Source organism: Sphaerisporangium sp. NPDC088356 (genome assembly GCF_040685555.1).
Taxonomy (GTDB): domain Bacteria; phylum Actinomycetota; class Actinomycetes; order Streptosporangiales; family Streptosporangiaceae; genus Sphaerisporangium.
The window spans coordinates 28,294-54,150 of record NZ_JBFBIK010000047.1 but is presented as its reverse complement, the minus strand read 5'-3'; the positions used below and the strand labels follow the sequence as shown (position 1 = coordinate 54,150).

At 70.3% G+C, this 25,857-nt stretch carries 22 protein-coding genes; 14 read left to right on the top strand and 8 right to left on the bottom strand.

Annotated features, from left to right (window positions below; all coding sequences use genetic code 11):
* The 3 genes from AB0O34_RS19170 to AB0O34_RS19160 all read left to right on the top strand — a co-directional run.
* Window positions 1-150, top strand: a 150-nt coding sequence (locus AB0O34_RS19170; protein WP_363916977.1) for a zinc ribbon domain-containing protein, incomplete at its 5' end; no start/stop codon positions are given.
* Window positions 151-325: 175 nt separating this feature from the next.
* Window positions 326-742 (top strand): VOC family protein, encoded by a 417-nt coding sequence (locus tag AB0O34_RS19165; protein WP_363916973.1) that lies wholly within the window; start codon window positions 326-328, stop codon window positions 740-742.
* Between the two features lie 54 nt (window positions 743-796).
* Window positions 797-1,318, top strand: a complete 522-nt coding sequence (locus AB0O34_RS19160) for a GNAT family N-acetyltransferase (RefSeq protein WP_363916971.1) — start codon at window positions 797-799, stop codon at window positions 1,316-1,318.
* A 30-nt stretch (window positions 1,319-1,348) separates the two neighbouring features.
* Here AB0O34_RS19160 and AB0O34_RS19155 read toward each other — a convergent pair whose 3' ends face one another.
* Window positions 1,349-3,412: a hypothetical protein gene (locus AB0O34_RS19155; RefSeq protein ID WP_363916969.1), complete on the bottom strand. Its 2,064-nt coding sequence runs from the start codon at window positions 3,410-3,412 to the stop codon at window positions 1,349-1,351.
* A gap of 113 nt (window positions 3,413-3,525) precedes the next feature.
* Here AB0O34_RS19155 and AB0O34_RS19150 point away from each other — a divergent pair, with 113 nt between their 5' ends.
* The gene (locus AB0O34_RS19150; RefSeq protein ID WP_363916967.1) at window positions 3,526-5,235 is read left to right on the top strand and encodes an asparagine synthetase B family protein; all 1,710 of its coding nucleotides are present in this window, start codon (window positions 3,526-3,528) and stop codon (window positions 5,233-5,235) included.
* 307 nt (window positions 5,236-5,542) lie between these two features.
* A complete protein-coding gene (treS, locus tag AB0O34_RS19145; protein ID WP_363916965.1) occupies window positions 5,543-7,231 on the top strand; it encodes a maltose alpha-D-glucosyltransferase in 1,689 nt (562 codons plus the stop codon).
* 24 nt (window positions 7,232-7,255) lie between these two features.
* Here treS and AB0O34_RS19140 read toward each other — a convergent pair whose 3' ends face one another.
* The 3 genes from AB0O34_RS19140 to AB0O34_RS19130 all read right to left on the bottom strand — a co-directional run bounded on the left by AB0O34_RS19140 (window position 7,256) and on the right by AB0O34_RS19130 (window position 10,903).
* Window positions 7,256-9,532 carry an FtsX-like permease family protein gene (locus tag AB0O34_RS19140; protein WP_363916963.1) on the bottom strand — a complete coding sequence of 759 codons (2,277 nt, stop codon included), beginning with the start codon at window positions 9,530-9,532 and terminating at the stop codon, window positions 7,256-7,258.
* Between the two features lie 26 nt (window positions 9,533-9,558).
* Window positions 9,559-10,305 carry an ABC transporter ATP-binding protein gene (locus AB0O34_RS19135; protein ID WP_363916961.1) on the bottom strand — a complete coding sequence of 249 codons (747 nt, stop codon included), beginning with the start codon at window positions 10,303-10,305 and terminating at the stop codon, window positions 9,559-9,561.
* Window positions 10,306-10,396: 91 nt separating this feature from the next.
* Window positions 10,397-10,903: a PadR family transcriptional regulator gene (locus AB0O34_RS19130; protein WP_363916959.1), complete on the bottom strand. Its 507-nt coding sequence runs from the start codon at window positions 10,901-10,903 to the stop codon at window positions 10,397-10,399.
* Between the two features lie 131 nt (window positions 10,904-11,034).
* On the opposite strand from AB0O34_RS19130, the gene AB0O34_RS19125 reads away from it, so the two are divergent.
* From AB0O34_RS19125 to AB0O34_RS19100, 6 genes are all read left to right on the top strand, one after another.
* Entirely contained in the window at window positions 11,035-12,294 is a 1,260-nt protein-coding gene (locus tag AB0O34_RS19125) for an ABC transporter substrate-binding protein (RefSeq protein WP_363916957.1), read from the top strand.
* A gap of 87 nt (window positions 12,295-12,381) precedes the next feature.
* A complete protein-coding gene (locus AB0O34_RS19120) occupies window positions 12,382-13,704 on the top strand; it encodes an ABC transporter substrate-binding protein (RefSeq protein ID WP_363916955.1) in 1,323 nt (440 codons plus the stop codon).
* A 248-nt stretch (window positions 13,705-13,952) separates the two neighbouring features.
* Window positions 13,953-15,257, top strand: coding sequence for an ABC transporter permease subunit (locus tag AB0O34_RS19115; protein ID WP_363916975.1), 1,305 nt, complete (start codon window positions 13,953-13,955; stop codon window positions 15,255-15,257).
* Complete coding sequence (locus AB0O34_RS19110; RefSeq protein WP_363916953.1) at window positions 15,254-16,156, top strand: carbohydrate ABC transporter permease; 903 nt, start codon at window positions 15,254-15,256, stop codon at window positions 16,154-16,156. Before AB0O34_RS19115 ends, AB0O34_RS19110 begins: the two co-directional genes overlap by 4 nt.
* Before the next feature lie 90 nt (window positions 16,157-16,246).
* Window positions 16,247-16,873 (top strand): hypothetical protein, encoded by a 627-nt coding sequence (locus AB0O34_RS19105; protein ID WP_363916951.1) that lies wholly within the window; start codon window positions 16,247-16,249, stop codon window positions 16,871-16,873.
* 40 nt (window positions 16,874-16,913) lie between these two features.
* Window positions 16,914-17,591, top strand: coding sequence for a uracil-DNA glycosylase (locus AB0O34_RS19100; protein ID WP_363916949.1), 678 nt, complete (start codon window positions 16,914-16,916; stop codon window positions 17,589-17,591).
* A 186-nt stretch (window positions 17,592-17,777) separates the two neighbouring features.
* Here AB0O34_RS19100 and pgm read toward each other — a convergent pair whose 3' ends face one another.
* On the bottom strand, window positions 17,778-19,433 hold the full coding sequence (pgm, locus tag AB0O34_RS19095; protein WP_363916947.1) for a phosphoglucomutase (alpha-D-glucose-1,6-bisphosphate-dependent): 1,656 nt from the start codon (window positions 19,431-19,433) through the stop codon (window positions 17,778-17,780).
* A gap of 280 nt (window positions 19,434-19,713) precedes the next feature.
* On the opposite strand from pgm, the gene AB0O34_RS19090 reads away from it, so the two are divergent.
* Window positions 19,714-20,484, top strand: coding sequence for an SAM-dependent methyltransferase (locus AB0O34_RS19090; protein WP_363916945.1), 771 nt, complete (start codon window positions 19,714-19,716; stop codon window positions 20,482-20,484).
* Between the two features lie 2 nt (window positions 20,485-20,486).
* Here AB0O34_RS19090 and AB0O34_RS19085 read toward each other — a convergent pair whose 3' ends face one another.
* Complete coding sequence (locus tag AB0O34_RS19085; RefSeq protein WP_363916943.1) at window positions 20,487-20,789, bottom strand: MTH1187 family thiamine-binding protein; 303 nt, start codon at window positions 20,787-20,789, stop codon at window positions 20,487-20,489.
* On the bottom strand, window positions 20,786-22,078 hold the full coding sequence (locus tag AB0O34_RS19080) for a deoxyribodipyrimidine photo-lyase (protein ID WP_363916941.1): 1,293 nt from the start codon (window positions 22,076-22,078) through the stop codon (window positions 20,786-20,788). The genes AB0O34_RS19085 and AB0O34_RS19080 overlap by 4 nt, the downstream gene beginning before the upstream one ends.
* Window positions 22,079-22,288: 210 nt before the next feature.
* Between AB0O34_RS19080 and AB0O34_RS19075 the strand changes: the two genes are divergently transcribed.
* A complete protein-coding gene (locus tag AB0O34_RS19075; RefSeq protein ID WP_363916939.1) occupies window positions 22,289-23,332 on the top strand; it encodes a MerR family transcriptional regulator in 1,044 nt (347 codons plus the stop codon).
* 143 nt (window positions 23,333-23,475) lie between these two features.
* Window positions 23,476-24,000, top strand: coding sequence for a sigma-70 family RNA polymerase sigma factor (locus AB0O34_RS19070; RefSeq protein WP_363916937.1), 525 nt, complete (start codon window positions 23,476-23,478; stop codon window positions 23,998-24,000).
* A gap of 74 nt (window positions 24,001-24,074) precedes the next feature.
* On the opposite strand, the gene treZ is transcribed toward AB0O34_RS19070, so the two are convergent.
* Entirely contained in the window at window positions 24,075-25,799 is a 1,725-nt protein-coding gene (gene treZ / locus AB0O34_RS19065) for a malto-oligosyltrehalose trehalohydrolase (protein ID WP_363916935.1), read from the bottom strand.
* Window positions 25,800-25,857 lie beyond the last annotated feature (58 nt).

The following is a 25,857-nucleotide window of genomic DNA, read 5'->3' as shown; positions in this document are numbered from 1 at the left end:
CCCTCCTCCAAGCTGTGCTCGGCGTGCGGTGCCCTGCAAGATGAGATGCCGCTGAACGTCCGGACGTGGGAATGCGCCTGCGGCGCGGTCCATGACCGGGACGTCAACGCGGCCAGGAACATCCTCGCCGCAGGGCTTGCGGAGAGATGAAACGCCTGTGGAGCCGGTGTAAGACCTCAAGGGGAGTCCTCCTGGCGGGCGACTGGCGACGAAGCAGGAACCCCCACGGGTGACCGCGGGGAATCCCCCTCGTTTACGAGGGGGAGGAGGTCAATACGTCGTACTGTCGGTGCGGTTCGCCATACTTCCCGCCATGGAACCTCGTGTGTCGTTGATCACCCTGGGCGTGGCCGATCTGGCTTGCTCGTACCGGTTCTACAAGGACGGGCTCGGGCTGCCGACGTCCCGCACGCCCGAGGACGGCATCGTGTTCTTCCAGACCTCAGGGGTCACGCTCGCGCTCTTCCCGTACGACCAGCTCGCCGAGGACGTCGGACCTGGCTGGGACATGCCGCGCTCAAGATTCACCGGGATCACGCTGGCGCACAACGTCCGCGAGAAGCACCAGGTCGACGAGGTGCTGGCGCTCGCGGCATCCGCGGGGGCGGAGATCGTCAAACCGGCCGTGGATGCCTCCTGGGGCGGATACTCGGGATACTTCTCTGACCCGGACGGCTACCTGTGGGAGGTCGCCTACGGTGCCTTCGACTTCAACGCAGACGGTTCACTACGCGTGACCTGACACGCGGACGGGGGCGAAGCCCTGACGGGGGTCGAAGGGGGCGGAGTCGAGTTCATGCGTGATGCGCTGCTCGCGCAGTCCGGACAGGCGACGATCGACCTCGATCGGCTCCGGGCGACGTCGCGAATCAGCGATGTGCTCGGCCCGGCGACCCTGGCCTATCTCGACGCCGGGGATTTCGCGGCCGTGCATGGCGCCGCTGATGTCGAGAAGCTGCCGGCCGCTCATCGTGACCTTCGGTCATTCCTGGCGTCGGCGGGAGATGCCGACAGGGACGAGAGCGGCCTGGAGGAGATCACGTCGGCGGCCTTCGTCGTCCGTGACGGCCAAGACGTGATCGCCGCTGCCGGTTACCGCTCCTGGCCCGACTCGGTCGCGCACCTGTCCGTCCTCACTGCCGCCGGTCATCGAGGACGGGGCCTCGCACGGCTCGCGGCCTCCGCGGCGATCGCTGAGGCGCTGGAGGACGGGATGCTCCCCCAGTGGAGAGCGCGCCCTGAGCCTTCACGGCGCGTCGCACGAGCGCTCGGCTTCCGGGAACTGGGAACGCAAGTCAGCATCCGGCTCACCACCTGACAATGGGCCTCGCTTCGCTCGGGTGGCGGGTCAGATCATGGCGAGGGGTTCGGCGGGGGTGTAGCCGTGCAGGTGGGAGGAGGCGAGGAGGCGAGCCTCGGTGGAGGGGCGGCGGCAGACGTAGGAGTAGCGGTCGGCGGAGTAGACGCGGATGCCGTCTGTGCGGCACTGGCGCATCAGCACGTCGTCCCACTCTTCCGACACGTCGGCGATGCCGAGGTCGACCAGGGTCTGGCGGCGGCCCAGCAGCGTTCCGCCCGCGAGCTCGGGCAGGAAGCGCTGCTCGGCGCCGGGCTGGCGCAGCAGCGTCGCCCCGGTGCCCTGGATGTGCGCGTAGAACGAGGCCTTGCCGAGGATCTCGGCCTCCACGGCCGAGAAGTACCGCGCCAGGTCGGCCAGGTAGTGCTCGCCGTACAGGTCGCGGGGGTCGAGGACCGCGACGAGGTCACCGTCGGCCAGCCGGAGCGCCCGGTCGAGCGCGGCGCCCCGGGTCACCGGCGCTCCGGTCTCGCGTACCACCACGTCGCCCCCGTGCACCGCTCGCGCGGCCTTCTCGACGACGGCGGCGTCCAGCCCTTCGGCCACGATCACGAGCTGGCCGGGAGCGTGGGCCTGCCGCCGGAGCTGGGTGAGCAGCTGGTCGAGCTCCATGGGGTTCGTGACCGCCGTGACGGCCGTGATCGTGGCGGAGTTCCGCACGGAGGGCAGGCCGGCGACGTCGAGCAGCGGGTCGAGCAGCGGGGTGACCGGCACCGTGGCGCGCCAGGCCACGTGGGCTTCCGAGGCGCATTCGAGGTCGGCCGCCAGGTACTCGCCGATCGAGTCCACGGCCCGGCGCAGCGAGGCCTCGTCGCCGGCGACGGGCGCGGCGAGCTGCATGATCGGGGTGCCGCAGGCGTTCAGCTCCTCGACGGTCCGCGCGTCCGCGTCAGGCCCGGCGAGCACCATCGAGACCGAGCGATAGGCGGTCAGCAGGTCGTCGTAGGTGGCCTTGTCGGTGATCAGCGGCCGCCATCCGGTGTCCGGCGGCGGATCGCCCTGGACGGCCGTCCCGAGCAGCCCCACTCCGGCCCGTACGGGCGCGGCGGCCACCGGCGGGCCTGCCGCGGCCGGCCCATCGGCGGTCCCGGCAAGGGCGGCGGTCTGTGCGGGGGCCGCGGGGATGAGGTTGTGGACGCGGGGTTGGACGGCGTGGGGGAGGATCCCGATGCGGTCGTGGCGCAGCGCGGCCCGCCATTCGCGGGCCCTGGCCTCCGAGGTGGCCAGCACGTGGTCGAAGAGGGAGGCCATGGGCACGCTGGTGGAGATCGGACCGGCTGAGTGCCAGAACATCGTGCGGATGCCCCTGCGGCTGCACTCCTCGACCAGGTCGCGCAGCCCACGGGACCGTCCGGCGAGCTCTTCCAGCCACCGACCGCCGTTGCCCTGCCGGGGTCCGGGCCGTACGGACTCCACGAACAGCAGGTGGGGACGGTGCTCGTCCAGCATCGCCTTCCAGTTGTCGGGGCCGAAGTTGGTGACCTGGCGCCACTCGTAGCGGAACAGGGCCTCCGACTGCCGGTCCACGATGGCGGCCACGGTGAGGTACGGCCGCGCCAGGGGACCCTTGGGCACCACGAAGCCCTCGGCCATGGCGGTGGACACCGCCTGTCCTGCCGTCTCAGGGACGACGGTGGCCACGGGCGCGACCTCGGCGGCCGGTGGGACCGGGGAGAAGTCGGACCGCTTCGGCGCCGAACGCTTGCTGATCGGGGTGCGAAGGGTGCGGGCGACCTCGCCGGGGTTCTTGGTGTGGATGGCGTCGCCCAGCTTCGACCACCGGCTGGCCTGCACGGACTCAAGGCGCCACTGGGCGACCTCGGTCTGGTAGCGCTGCTCGGCGAGGTTCTTCGCCAGCTGCGCCGCCTGCCTCTCGGCGGCCTTCAGCCGGGCCTCGGCCTCCCGCGTTCGCGTGACGGCCTCGGCCTCCGACACGGCGGCCCGCGCGAGCCGTTCCTGGTAGTCGGCCAGCAGGCGGGTGAGCTCGGCGGCGCGGGAAGCCGCCGCCACGGCCGCTTCGAGAGCCGACCGGGTGCTCTCCAACTCTTCACTCATGCCATCACCGTGTCCCCAGACGTCGAGCAAGAATAATCGCAGATCTGGGTCGACCATCTCGAACTACGACAAGTCCGTACACTCGGCAGGTATTCGCTGAGGGGGGAGATCCAGTGCGCAAGGGGATGTGGCCGGAGTACGCGGCGCGGCCGTACGTCTGCGGCGCGATCGGGGCCTACGACCCGGCCAGGCTGGAACTGCTCCGCGACGCGGGCCCTTCGGTGCGCGAGGTCCACCGTGCCCCGGACGCGGCGCTGCTGAGCTCCTCACCCCTGGCCCCGTACGGCGAGCCCCCGGCCCCCTACGGCGACGAGCCCCCCGCCCCGTACGGCGAGGGCGCCAAGCGCTTCGCCTGGGCGGAGCGGGCGCCGGAGAGGGCGATGTCCTGGTGGGCGGCGGGCGAGACCTGGGAGACCCCCGGGCTGATCGACGAGCCCGGCGCCGTCACCCTGCACACGGGGGCGTTCGGGCTGATCGACGTCTACTACCTGTCCGACGGCGACGCGATCTACTTCGCGGGCGCCATCGAGCCGTTGCTGGCGCTCGCGCGCAGGCCGTACGAGGTCAACTGGGACGCCTGGGCGGCCATACTCAAGCTGACCTACCCGCTGCTGGAGGACACCCCGTACCGGGAGGTCAGGCGGCTGCCCGGCTCGACCGCCCTGATCTGGTCGCGCTCGGCCCGCAGGATCACCGTCGAGAAGCGCACCCCCCGGTGGGTGCGGGAGGAGCCGTTCGACCGGGGTGTCACGGCGGGCGACATCGTCGCGCTGCTGCACGAGGCGCTCAAGCCCTTCGACGACCGGCCGCTGCTGGTCCCGGTGAGCGGCGGGTACGACTCTCGGCTGCTGGCCTCGGTGGCGACGGCTCGCAAGATGGACGTCGAGTCGTGGACGACCAGCCCGGACGACGGCCTGGACAACGACATCGACTTCGCCCGTTACATCACCAGAGAGCTGGGCATCTCCCACCGGATCGTCCCGCAGGATCCCGCCGCGTACCCCGACGAGGCGCGGTGGGCGGCCCGCAGGCTGGAGTACCTGACCAGCCACCACGCCTGGTACTCCCCCTTCGCCAGGGAGGTCCACAAGGCGGGCCGGGCGGTCGTGGACGGCCTGGCGGGCGGGCCGCTGATGAAGAACTTCCTGATCACCGCGGACGCCGTGGGCGCCGGGTCCTCCGCCGACCGGCAGGCGGCCCTGCTCGCCGCCCTCGCGACCGGTGAGCCGCACCTGCCGATGCTGTCGGAGCCCGCGCTCGCCTTCGTCGACGACCGGGTCGGCACGGCGTTCGCCCAGGCGACCTCGATGCTGCGCGGCCACAGGTCGGAGCTCCCGCTGAGCGTGCTCCACACCCGTACGGCCCGGGGCATCGCCCGCTCCCCGGTGAACCTGGTCGGCCCCGAGGCGACTCCGGTCTTCCCCTTCCTTTATCCGGACTTCTTCGACGCCACGCTGTCGGTGCCCGTGGACCGGAAGGAGGGCGGGAAGTTCTACCGCGAGATCCTGCGGGCCGCGAACCCGCGGGTGGCCGCCCTCCCGTCCACCAACGGCGCGCTGCCGCACCGCCGGGTGCCGCTGCGCTCCAACGGCCCGGCCGCCCGCGAGTGGAACCACCGGATGCTGCTGAAGGCGGCGACGGTCCGGGGCCTGATGTCGGAGCGGATGCTCGACGTGATCGCCGGTGGACCGGACGCGCTGACCGCCTTCGGCTCGTGGAACTCGCGTTTCTGGCTGCGAGGGCTGGTGCTTTTCGGTTCCTGGCTGACGGACTACGAGGACGTGCTCGGCGACCTCACGCCACCGTGGTCGAGCACGTCGTGAACCCCTTCGCCACAAGGCCTGAAAGCGCCCTGCGACCTGCGGGGACACGGAGTGTACGCGGGGCATTACGTGGCCGGTCTCGGGAGTGGGGCCGATTACGCGGTCGGGACACCGGCCGTCCCTGACTGATCGTCGTCGGATGACCCTTATGGCCTGCTAGTCTTCCGCGAAACAGCGCCGAAACACGCTGCGCACCGAGCCACCCCTTCGGTGCCGACGTGGGGCGGGAGCCGCAGGGATGACGGCTCCGACGGCGCGAGCCCCCCTTGAGTTGCACCGCCCTACTCTCTTGATGCGAGCGATACCTATGAGCGCTTCACCATGCCCGGAATCCGTTTCCGAGGACTTCATCTCGTCTGACCCCCAGTGGTACAAGAGAGCCGTCTTCTACGAAGTGCTGGTGCGCGGTTTCCGTGACTCCAACGGCGACGGGACCGGGGACCTGCGGGGTTTGATCGAGAAGCTCGACTATCTGCAGTGGCTCGGCGTGGACTGCCTGTGGCTGCTCCCGCTGTACGAGTCGCCGCTGCGCGACGGCGGATACGACATCGCCGACTACATGAAGATCCTCCAGGAGTTCGGCGACCTGGGTGACTTCGTGCAGCTGATCGAGCAGGCACACCAGCGGGGCATCCGCATCATCACCGACCTGGTGATGAACCACACCAGCGACCGGCACCCGTGGTTCCAGGCGTCCAGGCACGACCCGGCCGGGCCGTACGGGGACTTCTACGTGTGGTCGGACGACCCGACCGGCTATCCGGACGCGCCGATCATCTTCGTCGGCGCCGAGGAGTCCAACTGGACCTACGACCCGGTGCGCGGCCAGTACTACTGGCACAGGTTCTTCCACCACCAGCCCGACCTGAACTACGAGAACCCGGCCGTTCAGGACGCCATGCTGGAGGTTCTGAGGTTCTGGCTCGACCTGGGCATCGACGGCTTCCGCCTGGACGCGGTGCCGTACCTCTTCGAGCGCGAGGGCACCGCTTGCTCGGGCCTGCCGGAGACCCACGCCTACCTCAAGCGCGTCAGGGCCGAGGTCGACCGCCTGTACCCCGACCGGGTGCTGCTCGCCGAGGCCAACGGCTGGCCCGAGGACGTCGTTGAGTACTTCGGCGACCCGACCAAGGGCGGCGACGAGTGCCACATGGCGTTCCACTTCCCGCTCATGCCGCGGATCTTCATGGCGGTGCGCCGGCAGTCGCGGGAGCCGATCTCGGAGATCATGTCGCGTACCCCCAAGCTCCCCGAGACGGCCCAGTGGGGTATCTTCCTCCGCAACCACGACGAGCTGACGCTTGAGACGGTCACCGAGGAAGAGCGCGACTACATGCACGCGGAGTACGCCAAGGACCCGCGCATGCGGGCCTACCTGGGCATCCGGCGCAGGCTCGCCCCGCTGCTGGAGAACGACCGCGACCAGATCGAGCTGTTCACCGCGCTGCTGCTGTCCATGCCGGGCTCCCCGGTCATGTACTACGGCGACGAGATCGGCATGGGCGACAACATCTGGCTGGAGGACCGCGACTCGGTCCGCACGCCGATGCAGTGGAGCCCCGACCGCAACGCCGGCTTCTCCAGCGGCGACCCCGGCCGTCTCTACCTGCCGGCCATCATGGACCCGATCTACGGCTACCAGGCAGTCAACGTCGAGGCCCAGATGAAGAGCGGCTCGTCTCTTCTGCACTTCACCAAGAAGATGCTTGAGGTGCGGCGGGAGCACCCGGTGTTCGGCACCGGCGCCTACACCGAGCTGTGGTCGCCGAACTACAGCGTGCTGGCGTTCGTCAGGGAGGAGGGTGACGACCGCATGCTGTGCGTCAACAACCTCTCCAAGCACCCCCAGCCGGTGGAGCTTGACCTGCGGCGGTTCGCCGGTATGACGCCGGTGGAGTGCCGGGGCGAGGTGCCCTTCCCGGTGGTCGGCGAGCTTCCCTACCTGCTCACCCTGCCGGGGCACGGCTTCTACTGGTTCTCGCTCACCCAGCGCTGAACCGAAGCACCGGCCCGGTGACCCTCAGCGGGGGGTCACCGGGATCCGCGCACGGGCGGCCCTGCGGGCGGGGATCAGCGCGACCAGCAGGGCCGCGCCGACGACCGTCACGACCGCGACGAGCAGGGTCAGGGGCGCGGGCGAGCGGCCGATGCCCGCTCCGATGCCGCTCGATGCTCCCTGCAGGTCGATCAGCCCGGACGACACCAGGGCCCCCGCCACCGCGCCCGCGCCGACGCCGAGCACGGCGAGCAGCCCCGTGCCGGTCACCAGGGTCGCCATGACCTGGCGCGGGGTGAGCCCCATGGCCTTGAGCACGGCGAGGTCGAGCGCGTGGTCGCGCAGCCCGAGCGCGCTGGCGGTCAGCAGGTTGGCCAGGCCGAGCAGGGCCAGCACCACGACCAGCGCGACGATGATCACCCGGATGACCGAGAGCCGGTCGGCCGGGTTCACGACCTGGGACACCTCCAGCGACTGCGTCTGGAGCCGCGACCGTACGGCCGCGGGGTCGGCTCCCTGCCGCAGCACGAGGCCGTAGAACTGCGGCGGGAGGGCGTCCTTCGGGGCGAGGCTGTCCAGCGCCACCGAGAGCACCTCGCCGTCCTGCTCGGGCTCCAGAACGCGCCCGACGATGCGGACGATCAGGGGCGTGCCGCCGATCGTCAGCCGCGTGCGGTCACCGATACGCACGTTCAGCAGGTCGAGCAGGCCCTGGCCCGCCACGGCCTCGCCCCGGTCACGGTACGGGCGTCCCTCGACGACCGAGAAGGGGTACGGGTCGGTGATGGTGCCGATCGCCCTGGTGCGCACGGTGCGCGTCTGCCCGGGGACCAGCGCGTCGACCTCCGTCCCGGGGTAGGCGGCCACCACGTCCGCGTCGGCGAGCGCCACCCGGTTCGCCCCCTCGGAGGTGAGGCTTCCCGGCCGTACGGTGAGCGCGGCGGCCTGGCCCACCTGCTCGGGGTGGCTCTTGAAGGCGTCCAGGGAGGCCCAGCAGCCCAGGCCGATGGTGATCAGCATCATCGGGATCGCGAGGCCGAACGACGTCAGCAGGGCCGGGAGCCTTCGCGTGAAGGCGTCCCTGGCCCCGAGCACGAGCGCGGGCGGCAGCCGTACGAGAAGGGCCAGACGGGCCATGCGCGACAAATGGCCGCGGGGTGGAGCTGCCGGGGCGGCGGGGATCGGCGGCGTGCGTCCACCGCGCCACGCGGGCAGCCAGACGGCGACCAGGACCACCAGGGCCGTACCCAGGGCGATGGCCAGCAACGGGGCGGAGGAGAGCGGGACCGCGACGGTCTCGGCCAGCGCGTACACCGTGATCAGCCGCCCGCAGACGACTCCCAGCACGATGCCGGTCAGACCGAGGGTGCCGTGCTCGGCGAGCAGCATGCGCACCACCTGGCGCCGGGTGAAGCCCAGCGACTTCAGCGTGGCTATGTCGCGCTGCTGACTGAGCACCCGGCCGCCGGTCGCGTTGGCGATGGCCAGGGCCGCGGCCACGAGCCCCGCGACGCCGAAGAGCGCCAGCAGCACCCCGAGCAGCCGGTTGTCCAGCGCCATGGAGGCCTGGACCTCGCGCCAGGTGGACACCCGCTGCACCTGGCCCGCCAGCTTGGTGATCGTGCGCTGGACGATCAGGGAGGTGGCCTCCGGGTCGGCCAGCCGCAGCCCGGTCACCGACTCGCTGCGCCCGAGCGCGGGCTCCACCTGGTCGAGCGTCCCGGCGAGCGTCCAGGCGAGGCCGGGGGTCCACTCGGGGTAGAAGCCCTGGTCGCCGCTCTCGGCGAGCCCGGTCACCGTGAGCGCGTGCGTGGCGCCGTTGAGGCCGATGACCGAGAACGAGCCGCCGGGGCGCAGGCCCGTGGCCTGGGCGAACGACCGCTCCACGACCACGCCCTCAGGGTCGCCCGGGTCCAACCAGCGGCCCTCTTTCACGAGGGGACGGCCCACCGCCGGGAGCACGGGCGCCATCTCCTGGAGGGCGACCGGCGTCTTCTTGCCGCCCTGGACCAGCGTCGCCGGGGCACTGCGGTACGGCCCGGCGACGTCGGTGACGCCGTCGAGGGCCCTGAGCGTCGCTGGGTCGGGGGCGTCCTTGGTGTGGATCCACACGTGGGCGCCGTTGCCCCGCTCGAACAGCCCGCGCCAGGGGTTGGTGCCGTCCTCAAGGAGCGTGGCGGCGATGATGAGCGCGCTGACGATGCCGGCCACCGCGAGCACCGTGAGCAGCGCCTGGGCCCGTCTGGCGCGCAGATCGGCGCGGATCCACCGGTATTCGGCCCTGGTCGTGCCGTGGCTCATCGGGCCTCGCCGTGCCTCATCGCGCCCTATCCCCGCAGCTCGACCACGTCGCCCGCGCCGCCCTTGGGACGGCGGCGGGTGTGGCCGACGGCCCCGTCGTCGACGATCTGGCCGTCGAGGAGGGTCACGACCCGGTCGGCCAGCCCGGCCACCCGGGCGTCGTGGGTGACCATGACGATCGTCTGGCCCTGCCGGTGCACCTCCCCGATGAGGCGGAGCACGTCGCGGGTGTTGCGGCTGTCGAGGTTGCCGGTGGGCTCGTCCGCCAGCAGCACGTTGGGGTGGTTGGCGAGCGCCCTGGCCAGCGCGACCCGCTGCTGCTCACCGCCGGAGAGCTGGGCGGGGGCGGCGTCGGCCTTGTCGGCCAGCCCCAGCTCGCCGAGGAGGTACTCCCTGCGCTCGCGCGCGTGCTTGGGCGACGCGCCGCCCAGCAGCGCCGGGAGCTCGACGTTGTCGGCGACCGTCATGTTGTCGACGAGGTTGAAGAACTGGAAGACGAAGCCGATCTTCTGGCGGCGCAGGAGCGCCCACGCGCTCTCGGTGAGGGTGTCCGCGCGCCTGCCCTCCACCCAGATCTCCCCGCTGGTGCGCGTGTCGAGGCCGCCGAGCATGTGGACGAGCGTGGACTTGCCCGAACCGGACGGGCCCATGATGGCCACGAACTCCCCGGGCTCGACCCGCAGGTCGATGCCCCGCACCGCGTGCACGGGCAGGCCGCCGGTCTGGTAGATCTTCACCAGATTCACCGTGTGGATGGCACTCGGCGCGGTCACCGCGGTCGTCCCGTGTTCTTGGCGTTCATGGCGCTCGCTCCGCTCACGCGAGGTGAGGGCGCCGTTGCCCTCACCCGCAACTTCACTAAAGTCAGGCCAGGTCCTCCTGGCAGCGTTCGAGCCAGTCCAGGTCCGCTTGGAGATGGAGCATGGCACCTTCGATCAGCAGCTGCGCCGGTCGGTTCTCCGGGTCGGTCTGCTGGGCGAGTTCTACCAGATCGCGCATGATAGCGAGATAGTGCCGGCGCTGCCGGTTGATCAGCGCCATGCGGTCGGCGATGCCGGTCAGGGGCGCGAGCACGAGCTTCATGAAGAACTCGTCCCGCACCCTCGGCCCCTCGGTGGGCGAGTCGACCCACTCGTCGAGGGCCTCACGGCCCGCGGCCGTGCAGTAGTAGACCTTCTTGTTCGGGCGGTTGGACTGCTCGACGTCGACGCTGCGGACCAGGCCGTCCTTCTCGAGCCTGCCCAGCGTGACGTAGATCTGCCCGATGTTGGGGGAGGGGTAGGCGGTGCCGAACACCTGCTCGAGTGCCTGTTTCAGCTCATACCCGTGGGCAGGTTCCTTTGACAGGAGCGCCAGCAACTGGAGCCGCACGCCCCACCTCCCTCGGGCTTCACGTTACCTGAGTGTTACGGGGTAATCCGTTGACGTTCACATTAACGCTATGCATAACATGCATGCATCTACATAACACGCATGTAACCCAATCAACACCCGGAGGACACGTGCGACGTCTGGCCCCCCTTCTGCTGGCGGCACTGCTGCTGAGCGGCTGCGCGGGGCTCGGCGAGCGCGACGAGGTCCAGAGCGGGGGCACGGACGGCACAGGTCCCATGACCTTCGCGACCGGGCGTGACACGACCGGCTACATCCAGCCGCTGATCGACCGATGGAACCGCGCGCATCCCAAGGAGCAGGTCACCCTCCTGGAGCTGCCCGAGGCCGCGGACGAGCAGCGCGCGCAGATGGTCGCCAACCTCCAGGCCAGAAGCGAGCGCTACGACGTGCTCGGCCTGGACGTGGTCTGGACGGCGGAGTTCGCCGACGCGGGATGGATCGTGCCCCTCGACCGGAGCATGTTCCCGCTCGACAAGTTCCTGCAGCCGGTCGTGGACACGGCTCTCTACCAGGGCAAGCTCTACGCGGTGCCGTACACCAGCAACGCCGGCCTGCTCTACTACCGCAAGGACATCCTTTCCGCCGAGCACCTCAAGCCGCCCAGGACCTGGGCCGAGCTGCGCGACCAGGCCACGCGCCTTGGCAGGAAGTACAAGCTGGAAGGCTACGCCGGCCAGTTCCTCCCCTACGAGGGCCTGACCGTCAACTACGCCGAGGCCGTGCAGTCGGCGGGCGGCCAGATCCTCAGCCCGGACGGCACCAGGGTCACCCTCGACCTCGGCAGCGCCAAAACCGGGCTCGACTTCCTGGTCGACGGCCTTCGCCAGGGCTGGATCCCGCAGGACGCGCTCACCTTCAAGGAGGAGGAGTCGCGCCTGGCGTTCCAGCAGGGCGAGCTGCTGTTCGCCCGCAACTGGCCGCACGCGTACGGCCCGGCCACGCGGTCGGCCATCGCGGGGAAGTTCGCGGTGACGCGGCTGCCCGGACTCACCGGTCCGGGGTCGAGCACGCTGGGCGGCCTGAACCTGGCCATCAGCGCGTACTCCAAGCACCAGAAGTCGGCCCTTGAGTTCATCCGCTACTTCACGGGCCTGGAGAACGAGCGAAGCGTGCTCACCGACGGCTCGTTCCCCCCGGTGTGGTCGGAGCTCTACGACGACCCCGCCCTCATCAAGCGTTATCCATATCTCCCGGTGCTCAAGCAGAGCATCATGTCCGCCCGGCCAAGGCCGGTCAGCTCCAAATACGACCAGGTCAGCCTGGTGATCTCAAGCGCCGTCTCCGACGCGCTCAACCTCAGGAAACCCAGCGACGAGACAGTCGCCTCCCTCAAGCAGGAACTCAGCGAGATCCTTCGCACCCAATAGGCGAGGGCGACCCCCCGCCCATCATCCCGAATCACCTCATCCCAAAACTCATCCTTCATTTCGGGGCCTTCAACAGGAGGTAGCACCATGCGTGTCAAGACGACTGCGGTGGCGGCCGGGCTGCTCATGCTCGCGGCCGCCGCGTGCGGCGGGCAGTCCAGCGACACCACCACGCCCTCGGGCAGCGCCAGCGCTCCGGCCGCCAAGTCCCTGGCCGGTACGACGATCGAGATCGCGGCCAAGTGGACCGGCGACGAGCAGAAGAGCTTCCAGAAGGTGCTCACCGCCTTCGAGGAGAAGACCGGCGCCAAGGTCACCTACGCCTCGACCGGTGAGGACACCGGCGCCTACCTCGGCCCGCGCATCCAGGGCGGCAACCCGCCGGACGTCGCGGTCCTGCCGCAGCCCGGCCTGGTGCAGCAGTACGCCGACCAGCAGGCACTCAAGCCGCTGTCGACCGAGGTCCAGACTCAGATCGACACGAACTACACCCCGTACTGGAAGAGCCTCGGCTCGGCCAACGGCCAGGTGTACGGCGTGCTGGTCAAGGCCGCGCACAAGTCCCTGATCTGGTACCGCACCCCCGCGTTCGACGACGCCGGCACCCAGCCCGCCACCACGTGGGACGAGCTGATCGGCAAGACCTCGCAGGCCCTGGCCGACTCCGGCACCGCTCCGTTCGCCCTCTGCGGCGCCTCCGGCTGGACGCTCACCGACCTGTTCGAGAACGTCTACCTGTCCACCGCTGGCCCGGAGAACTACGACAAGCTCTCCAAGCACGAGATCCCGTGGACCGACCCCACCGTGACCACGGCGCTCGAGAAGATCGGCCAGATCTTCGGCAAGAAGGAGTTCATGCTGGGCGGCTCCTCCGGCGCCCTGCAGACCGACTTCCCGACCTGCGCCACCCAGGTGTACGGCCAGAAGAAGGCCGCCATGGTCATCGAAGCCGACTTCGTCGCCTCAGCGGCCGCCCAGTCCGGCGCCAAGATCGGCGAGGACGCCAAGATCATGCCGTTCCCGAAGGCCGGCGACACCGCCCCGGTGGTGCTCGGCGGTGACGTCGCGGTGGCGATGAAGGACTCCAAGGGCGCCATGGCGCTGCTCGAGTACCTCGCCTCCGCCGAGGGCGGCACGATCTGGGCGAAGAACCCCGGCTACCTCTCGCCGAACCGCAACGTCTCCCCCGACAACTACCCGGACGACCTGACCAAGCAGCTCGCGCAGACGATCATCTCCGCCGGCGAGTCGGTCCGGTATGACATGTCCGACCTGGCGCCGAGTGCCTTCGGCGGCACCGACGGCAAGGGCGAGTGGAAGGACCTCCAGGACTTCCTGCGCAACCCCAAGGACGTCAAGGGCACGCAGGACAAGCTTGAGGCCGACGCCGCCAAGGCCTGGAAGAAGTAGGGGCGAAGGCCGTGACCGAACGGTTGGACGGCCCGCAGACCCCGCGTGGCGACGGCGATGCCGCCGTGGCCCGCGGGGCCTCCCCCGGACCAGACGAGACCACGGAGGCGACGGGCGGCACCGCATCCGTCGAAGCGAAACCCTCCGGCACGACACACCCCGCCCTCGATGACGTCGCCACCGGCGAGGACGGCACCACCAGCAGCGCTCCCCCCGCGCTCGCCACCGGTGGCCCCGCCGCGGCGAAAGTGAGCTATGGCGGCTCGGGCAACCTCGGCCCCTCCCCCAGGATCGCCGTGTTCTTCCTGCTCCCGGCGTTCATCCTGCTCGGCGCCTGGGTGGTCTACCCGATCATCTACTCGATCATCCGCAGCCTGTACGACGCCAACGGCGGCACCTTCGTCGGGCTGAGCAACTACGGGGCCATCTTCAGCGACTCGGGCACCCTGAGCACGATCAGGAACAACCTGATCTGGGTCGTCGTGGCCCCCAGCCTGGTGACCGTGCTCGGCCTCATCTTCGCGGTGCTGACCGAGCGGATCCGCTGGGCCACCGCCTTCAAGCTGATCGTGTTCATGCCCATGGCGGTGTCGCTGCTGGCCTCCGGAGTCATCTTCCGGCTGGTGTACGAGCAGGACCCCGACAAGGGCGTGGCGAACGCCATCATCACCTCGGTGCACGACGTGTTCGCCTCGAGCAGCGGTTATCCCGGTGCCCGGCCCCGTGAGAACGACCAGGCGCCCGTGCTGGTGGAGAAGGGCGCGGTCGTCAGCCGGCAGCCGGCCCAGGCCGGGCAGCAGGTGCTCGTCCCGCTGGTCGGCATGAAGCCGGAGGCGCTTCCGTCCGGAGCCGCCGCCGCCAAGCCCGCGTCCGCGGCGCCGGGCGAGGTCGCCGGCACGGTGTGGCTCGACTTCACCCCGGGCGGCGGCACGGTCAACCAGATGGACGGCAACGAGAAGGGCCTGCCGGACGTGACCGTCGAGGCGGTCTCCGGCGGCGCGGTCAAGGCCACCACCACGACCGCGCCCGACGGCAGCTTCCACTTCGCCGGGCTGCCCGCGGGCTCCTACCAGGTGCGGCTGCCGCAGTCGAACTTCACCCAGCCGTTCGCGGGGGTCACCTGGCTCGGCCCCGCGCTCATCACCCCTGCCATCATCGGCGCGTTCATCTGGGTGTGGGCCGGGTTCGCCATGGTGCTGATCGCGGCGGGCCTCTCGGCCATCCCGCGTGACGCGCTGGAGGCGGCCCGCATCGACGGCGCGACGGAATGGCAGGTGTTCCGCCGCATCACCATCCCGCTGCTCTCCCCGGTGCTGCTCGTCGTCCTGGTCACGATGATCATCAATACGTTGAAGGTCTTCGACCTGGTCTTCGTCATCGCTCCTGGATCGGTGCAGCCGAACGCCAACGTGATCGCGCTGGAGATGTGGCGCGTGTCGTTCGGCGGCGGCGGGAACCAGGGGCTGGGCAGCGCACTGGCGATCTTCCTGCTCGTGCTGGTGCTGCCGTTCATGGCCATCAACATTCGGCGGTTCCGGAGGGACCAGGCATGACGACTCTCACCGCGTCCCAGCCGGCCACGGCCGGCAGCGCGGGCGCACCAAAGCGGGGAGTGCTCTCCCGGGTCGTCGACAAGCTCGGCGGCGGGCTGGTCCAGATCGTCCTGATCGTGCTCGCCCTGTTCTGGCTGCTCCCCACGCTCGGCCTGCTGGTGGTGTCGCTGCGCGGCGACACCGACAACAACTCCAGCGGGTGGTGGACCTTCTTCACCAAGCCCGCGCAGCTCACGTTCGAGAACTACAGCAACCTGCTGGCGAGCGGGTTCACCTCCTCGTTCTGGAACACCGTGGCCATCACGGTGCCGGCGACCGTCCTGGTCATCGGCATCGCGGCCATGGCGGGGTACGCGTTCGCCTGGATGGAGTTCCCCGGGCGTGACGGGCTGTTCCTGGTGGTCATCGCGCTGCTGGTGGTGCCGATCCAGATCGCCCTGATCCCCATCGCCAAGATGTACGGATTTCTCGGGATTTTTGGGTCGATTCCGGGTGTGGTGTTGTTCCACGTCGCCTTCGGACTGCCCTTCGCCATCTTCCTGCTGCGCAACTTCTTCGCCGGCATCCCGAAGGAGCTGCTCGAAGCCGCGCGCATGGACGGCGCGGCGGAGTGGAAGATCTTCGCGACGGTGGTGTTCCCGCTGGCCAAGCCCGCGGTCGCCTCGCTCGGCATCTTCCAGTTCCTGTGGGTGTGGAACGACCTGCTCGTCGCCCTGGTCTTCGCCGACACCGACGCCCAGCCGATGACCAAGGCGCTGCAGTCACAGATGCGCCAGTTCGGCACCAACGTGGACATCCTCGCGCCGGGAGCATTCCTGTCGCTGATCATCCCGCTGGTGCTGTTCTTCTCCTTCCAGCGCTACTTCGTCCAGGGCCTGCTCGCCGGCTCGGTGAAGTAGGTCATCTTCCCGGGCGCCCGTCTCGCGGGGGCAGGCGGGCGCCCGGGAAATCCAGCCTCCGACACGGGGCGTGACGATATAGTCACGCTCATGGTTGAAGCACCGACACCCCCCGAGGTCGTCGTCAAGGCTCACGAGCTCGACGACCTGCGTGCCCTCCTCGCCACGACAGCGCAGGAGTCGCATCGCACCGCCACCGAGGCGATGAAGCACTCCCACTTGCTCGACGGCGTCTTCAGCGAGCTGAAGCACCTCAAAGACGGCCAGCACGACCTCATCGTGCAGGTCCACGACATCAGCAAGCGCATGGTCAACGTCGAATCCGGGCTCAACGACCTTCGCACCCGGTTCATCGACCTCCGTCTGGATGTCAGCGACATGAAGGCCGAGATGGTCACCAAGACCGAGTTCGCCGAAGTCCGGGCGGAGGTCACCGAGCTACGAACCCACGTGACCGGGGTCCAAACCGAAGTCGCCGAAGTCCGGGCCGAGGTCACCGAGCTACGAACCCAGGTGACCGGGGTCCAAACCGAAGTCGCCGAAGTCCGGGCCGAGGTCACCGAACTGCGAACCCACGTGACCGGAGTCCAAACCGAGGTCGCTGAAGTCCGAACCCAGGTCGCCGGAGTCCAAGCCGACGTGGCCGGGGTCCAAGCCGAGGTCGCCGGCGCCCACGGCAAGCTCGACCTCCTGCTGGTCCACTTCGGACTCAACTAGTTCCCGTCCGTCCACTCCACGGCGCGGCTAAGATCCGGACATGACCGGTCGTCCATTGAACGAAGTCGTCGAATCCGGGTGGGCAACCGCCCTGGAGCCCGTCGCCGGGCGCATCGCCGCGCTCGGCGACTTCCTCAGGCAGGAGATCGCCGAAGGCAGGCAGTATCTCCCCGCCGGGGCCAACGTGCTGAGGGCGTTCCAGCAGCCCCTCGACCAGGTGCGCGTGCTCATCGTCGGGCAGGATCCCTATCCCACGCCCGGTCACCCCGTCGGCCTGAGCTTCTCCGTCGCGCCTGACGTGCGCCCGCTGCCGGGCAGCCTGGTCAACATCTTCAAGGAGTACACCGCCGACCTCGGCCACCCCGCGCCGGCCAACGGTGACCTCACCCCGTGGACCGAGCAGGGCGTGCTGCTGCTCAACAGGGTGCTCACCGTGGCCCCCGGCAAGCCCGCCTCCCATCGCGGCAAGGGGTGGGAGGAGGTCACCGAGCAGGCCATCCACGCGCTCGTGGCCCGCGGCGGCCCGCTCGTCGCCATCCTGTGGGGGCGCGACGCCCGGTCGCTCAAGCCGATGCTCGGGCAGGTGCCGTGCATCGAGTCCGCGCACCCGAGCCCCCTGTCGGCGCGCAACGGCTTCTTCGGCACCCGCCCGTTCAGCCGGGCGAACCAGCTACTCGAGAAGCAGGGCGCCGGCCCCGTCGAGTGGAAGCTCCCCTGATCCGTACCCCCCGCGCTCGCTCACCGAGGTGAGTGAGCGCGTCGATCGAGCCGCGCGAGCCCTGCCAAGACTGAGGCGGGCGGGCCCCGCCCAGCCCGAGCCGTGCGTGTGCCGCCCAGGCGCCGTCACTCGCCCAGGCGCCGTCACTCGCCTAGGCATCGTCACTCGCCTAGGCATCGTCACGGCCTAGGCGCCCTCACCCGCCCGCTGAAGCGTCGCGCCGACCAGGGTCCGTGCCTCCTCCTGCACCTGGGCGAGGTGATCGGGCCCCTTGAACGACTCCGCGTAGATCTTGTAAACGTCCTCCGTGCCGGACGGGCGGGCCGCGAACCAGGCGCTCTCCGTGGAGACCTTGATGCCGCCGAGAGCGGCCCCGTTGCCCGGCGCGGAGTTCTGGACCGCGCTCACCGGCTCCCCCGCGAGCGTGTCCGCCGTGACGTCGCCGGCCGACAGCCGTGAGAGCGCCGCCTTCTCCTCCCGCGTGGCGGGGGCGTCGACGCGGGCGTACGCCGGCTCGCCGAACCTGCCCACCAGGTCGGCGTAGTGCTCGCTGGGCGACCTCCCGGTCACCGCGACGATCTCCGACGCCAGCAGCGCCAGGATGATGCCGTCCTTGTCGGTGGTCCAGATAGAGCCGTCGCGGCGGAGGAACGACGCGCCCGCGCTCTCCTCGCCGCCGAAGCCCAGTGACCCGTCGAGCAGGCCGGGGACGAACCATTTGAACCCGACCGGCACCTCGTACAGTTCGCGGCCGAGGTCGGCGACCACCCGGTCGATCATGCCGCTGCTGACCATGGTCTTGCCGACGCGGGCGGCGTCCGGCCACCCGGGCCGGTGGCTCCACAAGTAGGAGATGGCGACGGCCAGATAGTGGTTGGGGTTCATCAGCCCGGCGTCCGGGGTCACGATGCCGTGCCTGTCGGCGTCCGCGTCGTTGCCCGTGGACACCTGGAAGGCCGACCGGTTCGCGATGAGGGAGGCCATCGCGTACGGGGACGAGCAGTCCATGCGGATCTTGCCGTCCCAGTCGAGCGTCATGAACCGCCAGGTGGGGTCCACCTCGGAGTTCACCACGGTCAGGTCCAGCCCGTGCCGCTCGGCGATCTCCCCCCAGTACGCCACGCTCGCGCCGCCCAGCGGATCGGCTCCGATGCGCACCGAGGCGCCGCGGATCGCCTCCAGGTCGATCACCGAGGGCAGGTCGTCCACGTACGAGCCGAGGAAGTCGTACCGCCCGGTGGTCTCGGCCGTCACCGCGCGCTCGTACGGGATCCGCCGGACCTCTTTCAGCCCTCCGGCGATCAGCGCGTTGGCGCGGTCCTGGATCCAGGAGGTGGCGCCGGTCTCGGCGGGGCCGCCGTTCGGTGGGTTGTACTTGTACCCGCCGTCGCCCGGCGGGTTGTGCGAGGGGGTCACCACGACCCCGTCCGCCAGGCCGGTGGTACGCCCCCGGTTGTAGGCGAGGATCGCGTGCGACACCGCCGGGGTCGGGGTGTAGCCGTCACGGCTGTCGATCAGCACGGAGACGCCGTTGGCGGCGAAGACCTCCAGCGCGGTGACGCGCGCGGGCTCCGACAGCGCGTGCGTGTCGACTCCGAGGAACAGCGGCCCGTCGACGCCCTGCTGGGCCCTGTACTCGCAGACGGCCTGGGTGGTGGCGAGGATGTGCTCCTCGTTGAACGCGGTGGCGAGGGAGGACCCCCGGTGGCCGGAGGTGCCGAAGGAGACACGCTGTTCCGGGCGGCCGGGATCGGGGTGCAGGGCGTAGTACGCCGTCACGAGACGGGGCACATCCACCAGATCGGACGCCTGCGCCGGCTTCCCAGCGCGCTCGTGCACCATGAGAACTCCTCGTCTCACGCTCATTCAGGTCAGATGGGCACTACCCCCGGGACATCCGGTTCATACGGATATCAAAGCCCCTGAAGGGTGCCACGGCCGATGGTACTCAGCCCATCCGATGACCGGCCGTCGCCTCCACCTCCACCCGGTGCCCGAACCCATACGATCCGAGCATTTACCCCGGTTTGTAAGTACTCTTTCCGGTAGGCTCGAAGCCGCTGTATCACACGCGTTCGGGGGGCCCGTGCGGACGGCGTCGGCACGAGGCTGGGAGGACGCTGTGATCGGTGAGGCCCCGGGCGGCGTCGACGTCCACTCGGCCAACTCGGCGCGTATCTACGACTACATGCTCGGCGGCAAGGACAACTTCGCCGCCGACCGCGAGGCGGCCGAGCAGATCGTCAGGGTGTTCCCCGAGTCCCGCGACGGCGTACGGCGCAACCGGGAGTTCCTCGGCAAGGTCGTCCGCTACCTGGCCGCGGAGGCCGGCATCCGGCAGTTCGTCGACATCGGCGCCGGCCTGCCCACCGGGAACAACGTCCACCAGGTGGCCCACTCGGTTGCCCCCGACGCCCGCACGGTGTACGTCGACAACGACCCGGTCGTGTGCGTCCACGGCAGGGCGCTGCTGGCCAAGACCGCCACGGTCGCCATGGTCAACGGCGATCTACGCAAACCCGAAGACATCCACGCCAAGGTCACCCAGACCGGGCTTGTCGACTGGAGCCGGCCGGTCGGCCTGCTGATGATGGCGGTGCTCCACTTCGTGGACGAGCCGCACGAGCACGTGGCCAGGCTGCGTGAGATGGTCGCGCCGGGCAGCTATCTGGCGATCACGCACCTCACCATGAGCGGCGACCGCGGCCACGACACCGAGCGGCTGCGGGAGATCTACAGCCGCGCGAACGTTCCCCTGACGCCCCGCCCCGCCGAGGAGATCACCCGCCTGTTCGGCGACTTCGAACCCCTGCCCAGCACCCACTTCATCCCGCCCTACCTGGTCAAGCGCTTCGGGGCGCTGGGCTCCGGCGGAGTGGCGCGCAAGCCCTGACCTCAGTCCTCGGGGGCCGCGAGGTGGCGTTCGAGGGATTCGACCTTGGAGGTCATGGCGTCGTCCACGCCCTGCCGCAGGTCGGCCTTGAGCACCAGGCTGACGCGGGGGGCGACCTCGGCGACGGCGTCCACGGCGCGCTTGACGACGTCCATGACCTCGTCCCACTCACCCTCGATCGTGGTGAACATGGCGTCGGTGCTGTTCGGCAGGCCGCTCTCGCGGACCACGCGGACGGCTCTGGCCACGGGTTCGGCCACGGCCTCGCCCACGCCGAGCGGGGTGACGGAGAATGCGATGATCATCTGTCCATTGTCCACGACGGGACCAGCGGGGGCGGATAGCCGGGCACCTTGGGCGAGGCCTTCCAGGGCTCGTGGATCAGCGGGGCCGGGAGTGCGGCGAGCTCGGGGATGTAATGCCTGACGTAGGCGCCGTCCGGGTCGAACCTGTGCGCCTGGCGCAGCGGGTTGAGCACGCGGTTCGGCCTCGTGTCGTTGCCCGTGCCCGCGACCCACTGCCAGTTGCCCCAGTTGTTGGGGATGTCCCCGTCCAGCAGCAGGTCGGCGAAGTGTTCCCCGCCCACCCGCCAGTGGATCATCAGCCGCTTGGTCAGGAAGGAGCCGACGATCAGGCGGGCGCGGTTGTGCATCCATCCTTCGGCGAGGAGCTGGCGCATCCCGGCGTCCACGATCGGCACCCCGGTCATGCCCTCCCGCCAGGCCTGGGCCGCCTCCTCGTCGTCGTTCCAGTCCATCCTTCGCGGCCGGTAGTCGCGCCTCGGCAGGTCGGGGAACGCCAGGGCGACCTGGTAGTAGAAGTCGCGCCAGCACAGCTGCCTGACGAAGTCCTCGGCCCCCGGATGGCCCATGGCCTGGGCGGCCACCTCGGACGGCGACACGCAGCCGAACCGGAGATACGGGCTGAGCATGGAGGTCTGGTCCTCCGACAGCGTGTCGTGCCCCTCGGCGTAGTCGGCCAGGCAGAGCTTGAGCCACAGGTCCAGGCGCCGCCGCGCCAGTGTCTCGCCTCCGCGAAGGTTCCCGTGCGGCTTGCGCTGCGCGGGCAGTTCCCCCGGGTCGATCCCCTCGGGCAGCGTGACCAGGCTCGGCGGCTCCACGACGGGCCGGTGGCGCGCGCTCGACCAGGCGCGCCAGTACGGGGTGAACACGCGGTAGTGGTCGCCTCCGGTGGGTGACAGCTCGCCGGCCGGCACGACGGTCACGCCCGGGAACAGCCGGAACTCCAGCCGGTGGGCCTCGCACGCCTCGGCCAGGCGCCGCTGCCGCCGGCGCGCGTACACGCTGACGTCCTCGGAGGTCCAGATGGCCGACGCCGGCAGCTCGGTCGCGAGCCGGACGGCCTCGGCCACCGGGTCGCCTCGGCGCACCACCAGGTCTCCCCCGAGATCACGGAGTGACGACCTCAGGTCCGTGAGGGCCTCGACCAGGAAGCCCTGGCGGTGGTGTCCTCGTATCGCCGTGTCCAGGACGAACAGGGGGACGACCCGGCGTGCCCGCGCGCACGCCTCGGCCAGCGCCGGGTGATCGTGCACCCGGAGATCCCTGGTGAGCAGCACGATGACTGTATCCACACCTGGATCTTCGAGAGGTCACCCGCCGGCGGTTGCGTCCGGCGGCGGGTACCTCGCGAAGAACTCAGCGAGAGGGGAACCGAGCGCGCCGTACCTGCGAGCGCAGGCGTGATCGTCCTGGCGGTGCCTGATGGTCCGGGCAGGCGCCGCCACCTGGCAGGCTGTTATCTCGAAGCACGGGCCCGCGTACACGGGCCGGGACAGAGCGAAATGGACGAGCGCACAGGTGAGGTGACCGGCGATCCGGTCGACGAGGGGCCGAGCTACGGCATCGGCGCCGTCGCCCGGCGGCTCGGCGTGCCCGCTCCCACCCTGCGCACCTGGAACCTCCGCTACGGCATCGGGCCGAGCCACCGCAGCCCCGGCGGGCACCGGCGCTACGACGCCGCCGACCTGCTGCGCCTGGAGGAGATGCATCGGCTGATCAGGGCGGGGCTGCCTCCCGCCGAGGCCGCCCAGGCCGCCCTGAGGCCGCGGCCCGAGGTCACGAAGACGGCGGAGATCCCGGGACAGGCGAGGCCAGAGGAGCCGGGGCCGGCGGGGCCCGGGCGGCCCTCCGCACCAGTGGACCAGGTAGGCCAGGTGGGCCAGGCGGACCACAAGGCGCCCGAGGCGCGGGCCGTCCGTCCCGAGCGCGGCGCGCGGGTTCCGACCGCGGCGGCGCTCGCGCGGGCGGCACTGAACCTCGACGGTGACGCCGTCGTCACCGGCCTCGGCGCGGCCCTCGGCGAGCGCGGGGTCGCCTGGACGTGGGAGCGGCTGGTCCTGCCGGTCTTCGACACGATCACCAGGCGGCAGGCGTCCACCGGCGCCGGCGTCGAGATCGAGCACCTGTTCTCCGAGCGGCTGCTGAGCGTGCTGAGCGAGCGCACCGGCAGGCCCGCCCGTCCCACGCATCCCCGCGCCATCCTGCTGGCCTGCGCGGAGGACGAGCAGCACAGCCTGCCGGTGTACGCGCTCGCGGCGACGCTGAGCACAGCCGAAGGCCTGGAGACGCGCGTCCTCGGCCCGCGCACCCCCTACTCCGCCCTGGCGGACGCCATGCGCCGCCTCGGGCCCCTCGTGGTCTTCGTCTGGTCGCAGCTCGATCTGACCGGCGATCCCGCGCCCCTCCAGGCGCTGCCCGCGCTCCGGCCGTCGAGCCGGATCATCGTGGGCGGCCCAGGCTGGTGGGACGAGCGCCTGCCCGCCGGGGTGAGCCGCGCGTTCTCCTTGGAGGACGCGGTGGCCCAGGTCCGCGCCACGGTTCACTAGATCATTCCTCGGGCCGCCGGCCCTTTCGCCGGTCCTTCTTGACCTGGCCCCGCGTTCGTTTTGGACGTCCTTGGGTTGCGCTACACCCGCTCGCAGAGCTATGAATAGGTTTTGAGTAAGTTTTCTGCCCCGAGGAGGGTCCAATGACGGGCACACTGGGCATGCGTCTGGCGAGCGGCGACGACGCCGCCCTGGCGGAGTGCTACCGGACATACGGGTCACTGGTCGCGGCCTACCTGCGCAGGCTCGTTCCCGCGCAGGACATCGAGGACGTGCGGCAGGTGGTCTTCTCAGAGGTGTGGCGCTCGCGGCACCGCTACGATCCGAGCCGCAGCCTGGAGGCGTGGCTGCTCGGCATCACCCGCAAGCGCGCCATCGACCACCTGCGGGTCCGGGTGCTCACCACCGTTCCGTTGGACAGCGTGTCGGAGCCCAGGGGCGGTGACGGCCGCGAGGTGGCGGAGGCGCTCGACCGGCGTGACCAGGTCCAGCGGGCGCTCGCGGTCCTGCCAGGGCCGCAGCGCGAGGCGATCGAGCTGGCCTACTACGGCGAGCTCACCCAGCGGGAGATCGCCGAACGGCTCGACGTGCCGCTCGGCACCGTGAAGGCCCGCACGGCACGCGGCCTGCACCGGCTGTCGACGATGCTGTCCCCGATCGCGGCGTGAACGGCATGCGGCACGTGAGCTCCCGGGCCGTCCGGGCCAGGGAGCTCACGTCGTGATGGTCAAGGGAGTGACGATCAGGACGGCCGGATCACGGCCAGGGAGTGCGGCGGCAGGGACAGGCCGGCGCCGGTCAGCGCCACCTTCGGGTCGGAGGCGATCAGCACCGTGCCCTCCACCGGTCCCACGGTCACCGGGGAGTCGCCGAGATTGGCGGCCACGCGGTACGCGCCCCGGTGCACGACGATCCAGCGGTCGGCCTCGCTGAACTCGACGGACACGCGGTCGAGCCGGGGGTCGGCGAGGTCGGGAATGGTCTTCCTGAGCCTGATCAGCTCGCGGTACCAGCCGAGCAGCTCCTCGTGGACCGGCGACGACAGCTCGCTCCAGTCGAGCTTCGAGCGGTGGAACGTCGCCTCGTCCTGCGGGTCGGGCGCCGTCGCGCCCCAGTCGTCGTAGCCGAAGCCGACGAACTCCCGCTCCCTGCGCTCGCTCTCGCCCTGCGCGAGATGCGGCTCCACGTGGTCGGTGAAGAACAGGAACGGCGTCTTCGTCCCCCACTCCTCACCCATGAACAGCATCGGGGTGAACGGCGAGGTGAGCAGCAGGCCGGATCCGACCTTGAGCGCCTCGGGCGAGAGCCGGTCGCCCATCGCCCGGTTGCCGATCTGGTCGTGGTTCTGCAGGGAGCACACGAAGCGGTAGCCGGGAACGCGGTGCCGGTCGACCGGACGGCCGTGCGTGCGGCCCCGGAACGTCGAGAACGTGCCGTCGTGGAAGTAGGCCGAGGTGAACACCTTCGCGAGCACCGCCATCGGCCCGAAGTCGCAGTAGTACCCGTGCCGCTCGCCGGTCAGGGCGGAGTGCAGGGCGTGGTGCACGTCGTCGTCCCAGCTGCCGGCCAGGCCGTAGCCTCCGGCCTCGCGCGAGGTGATCAGCCGGGGGTCGTTCAGGTCGGACTCGGCGATCAGCGTCAGCGGCCGGCCGAGCGTGGCCGACAGCGCGTCGGTCTCCTCAGCCAGCTCCTCCAGGAAGTGCAGGGCCCGCCTGTCGTGCAGGGCGTGCACGGCGTCCAGGCGCAGGCCGTCGACGTGGTAGTCACGCAGCCACTGCATCGCGTTGCCGATGAAGTAGCGGCGTACCTCGTCGGAGTTCTTGCCGTCCAGGTTGACCGCCTGCCCCCAGAACGAGGAGGCGGACTCGTGCAGGTAGGGCCCGAACTGGGCGAGGAAGTTCCCGGAGGGGCCGAGGTGGTTGTAGACCACGTCCAGCAGCACGCCGATGCCCGCGCGGTGGCAGGCGTCCACGAACCGCTTGAGCCCGTCAGGCCCGCCGTACTCCTCGTGCACCGCGTACAGGTCGACCCCGTCGTACCCCCAGTTGTAGCGCCCGGGGACCGGCGGGACGGGGAGCAGCTCCACGAAGTCGACACCGAGCGCGGCGAGGTGCTCAAGCCTGCCCGCCGCCGCGTCGAAGGTGCCCTCCTTCGTGAACGTGCCGACGTGCAGCTCGTAGATCACCGAGCCCGCGAGGTCGCGCCCGCGCCAGGCCTGGTCGCTCCAGATGAAGCGGTCGTGCTCGTAGACCCTGCTCGGCCCGAAGACGCCGTACGGCTGCCGGCGCGTCCTCGGGTCGGGGAACGCCTCTCCCCCGTCGACGCTGAAGGCGTAGTCGGTGTCGTGGGAGGCGCCGGGGACCTCCGCCGTCCACCAGCCGTCGTCCCGGCGCGCCATCTCGTGCCGGTGCGTCTTGTCGATCTCCACCTCGACACGGCCTGCCGTCGGTGCCCAGACCTCGAACATGTTCCTCCCCGTGGTGATCCAGAACGGAGTGTCCCCGAACGGCGTGCTGCCGAAATAC

Excerpts from the sequence above, each read along its gene's own strand:
- AB0O34_RS19160 (WP_363916971.1), top strand. The coding sequence starts at position 797 with ATGCGTGATGCGCTGCTCGCGCAGTCCGGACAGGCGACGATCGACCTC.
- AB0O34_RS19155 (WP_363916969.1), bottom strand. The coding sequence starts at position 3,412 with ATGAGTGAAGAGTTGGAGAGCACCCGGTCGGCTCTCGAAGCGGCCGTG.
- treS (WP_363916965.1), top strand. The coding sequence starts at position 5,543 with ATGAGCGCTTCACCATGCCCGGAATCCGTTTCCGAGGACTTCATCTCG.
- AB0O34_RS19140 (WP_363916963.1), bottom strand. The coding sequence starts at position 9,532 with ATGAGCCACGGCACGACCAGGGCCGAATACCGGTGGATCCGCGCCGAT.
- AB0O34_RS19120 (WP_363916955.1), top strand. The coding sequence starts at position 12,382 with ATGCGTGTCAAGACGACTGCGGTGGCGGCCGGGCTGCTCATGCTCGCG.
- AB0O34_RS19110 (WP_363916953.1), top strand. The coding sequence starts at position 15,254 with ATGACGACTCTCACCGCGTCCCAGCCGGCCACGGCCGGCAGCGCGGGC.
- AB0O34_RS19105 (WP_363916951.1), top strand. The coding sequence starts at position 16,247 with ATGGTTGAAGCACCGACACCCCCCGAGGTCGTCGTCAAGGCTCACGAG.
- AB0O34_RS19100 (WP_363916949.1), top strand. The coding sequence starts at position 16,914 with ATGACCGGTCGTCCATTGAACGAAGTCGTCGAATCCGGGTGGGCAACC.
- pgm (WP_363916947.1), bottom strand. The coding sequence starts at position 19,433 with ATGGTGCACGAGCGCGCTGGGAAGCCGGCGCAGGCGTCCGATCTGGTG.
- AB0O34_RS19085 (WP_363916943.1), bottom strand. The coding sequence starts at position 20,789 with ATGATCATCGCATTCTCCGTCACCCCGCTCGGCGTGGGCGAGGCCGTG.
- AB0O34_RS19075 (WP_363916939.1), top strand. The coding sequence starts at position 22,289 with ATGGACGAGCGCACAGGTGAGGTGACCGGCGATCCGGTCGACGAGGGG.
- AB0O34_RS19070 (WP_363916937.1), top strand. The coding sequence starts at position 23,476 with ATGACGGGCACACTGGGCATGCGTCTGGCGAGCGGCGACGACGCCGCC.
- treZ (WP_363916935.1), bottom strand. The coding sequence starts at position 25,799 with ATGTTCGAGGTCTGGGCACCGACGGCAGGCCGTGTCGAGGTGGAGATC.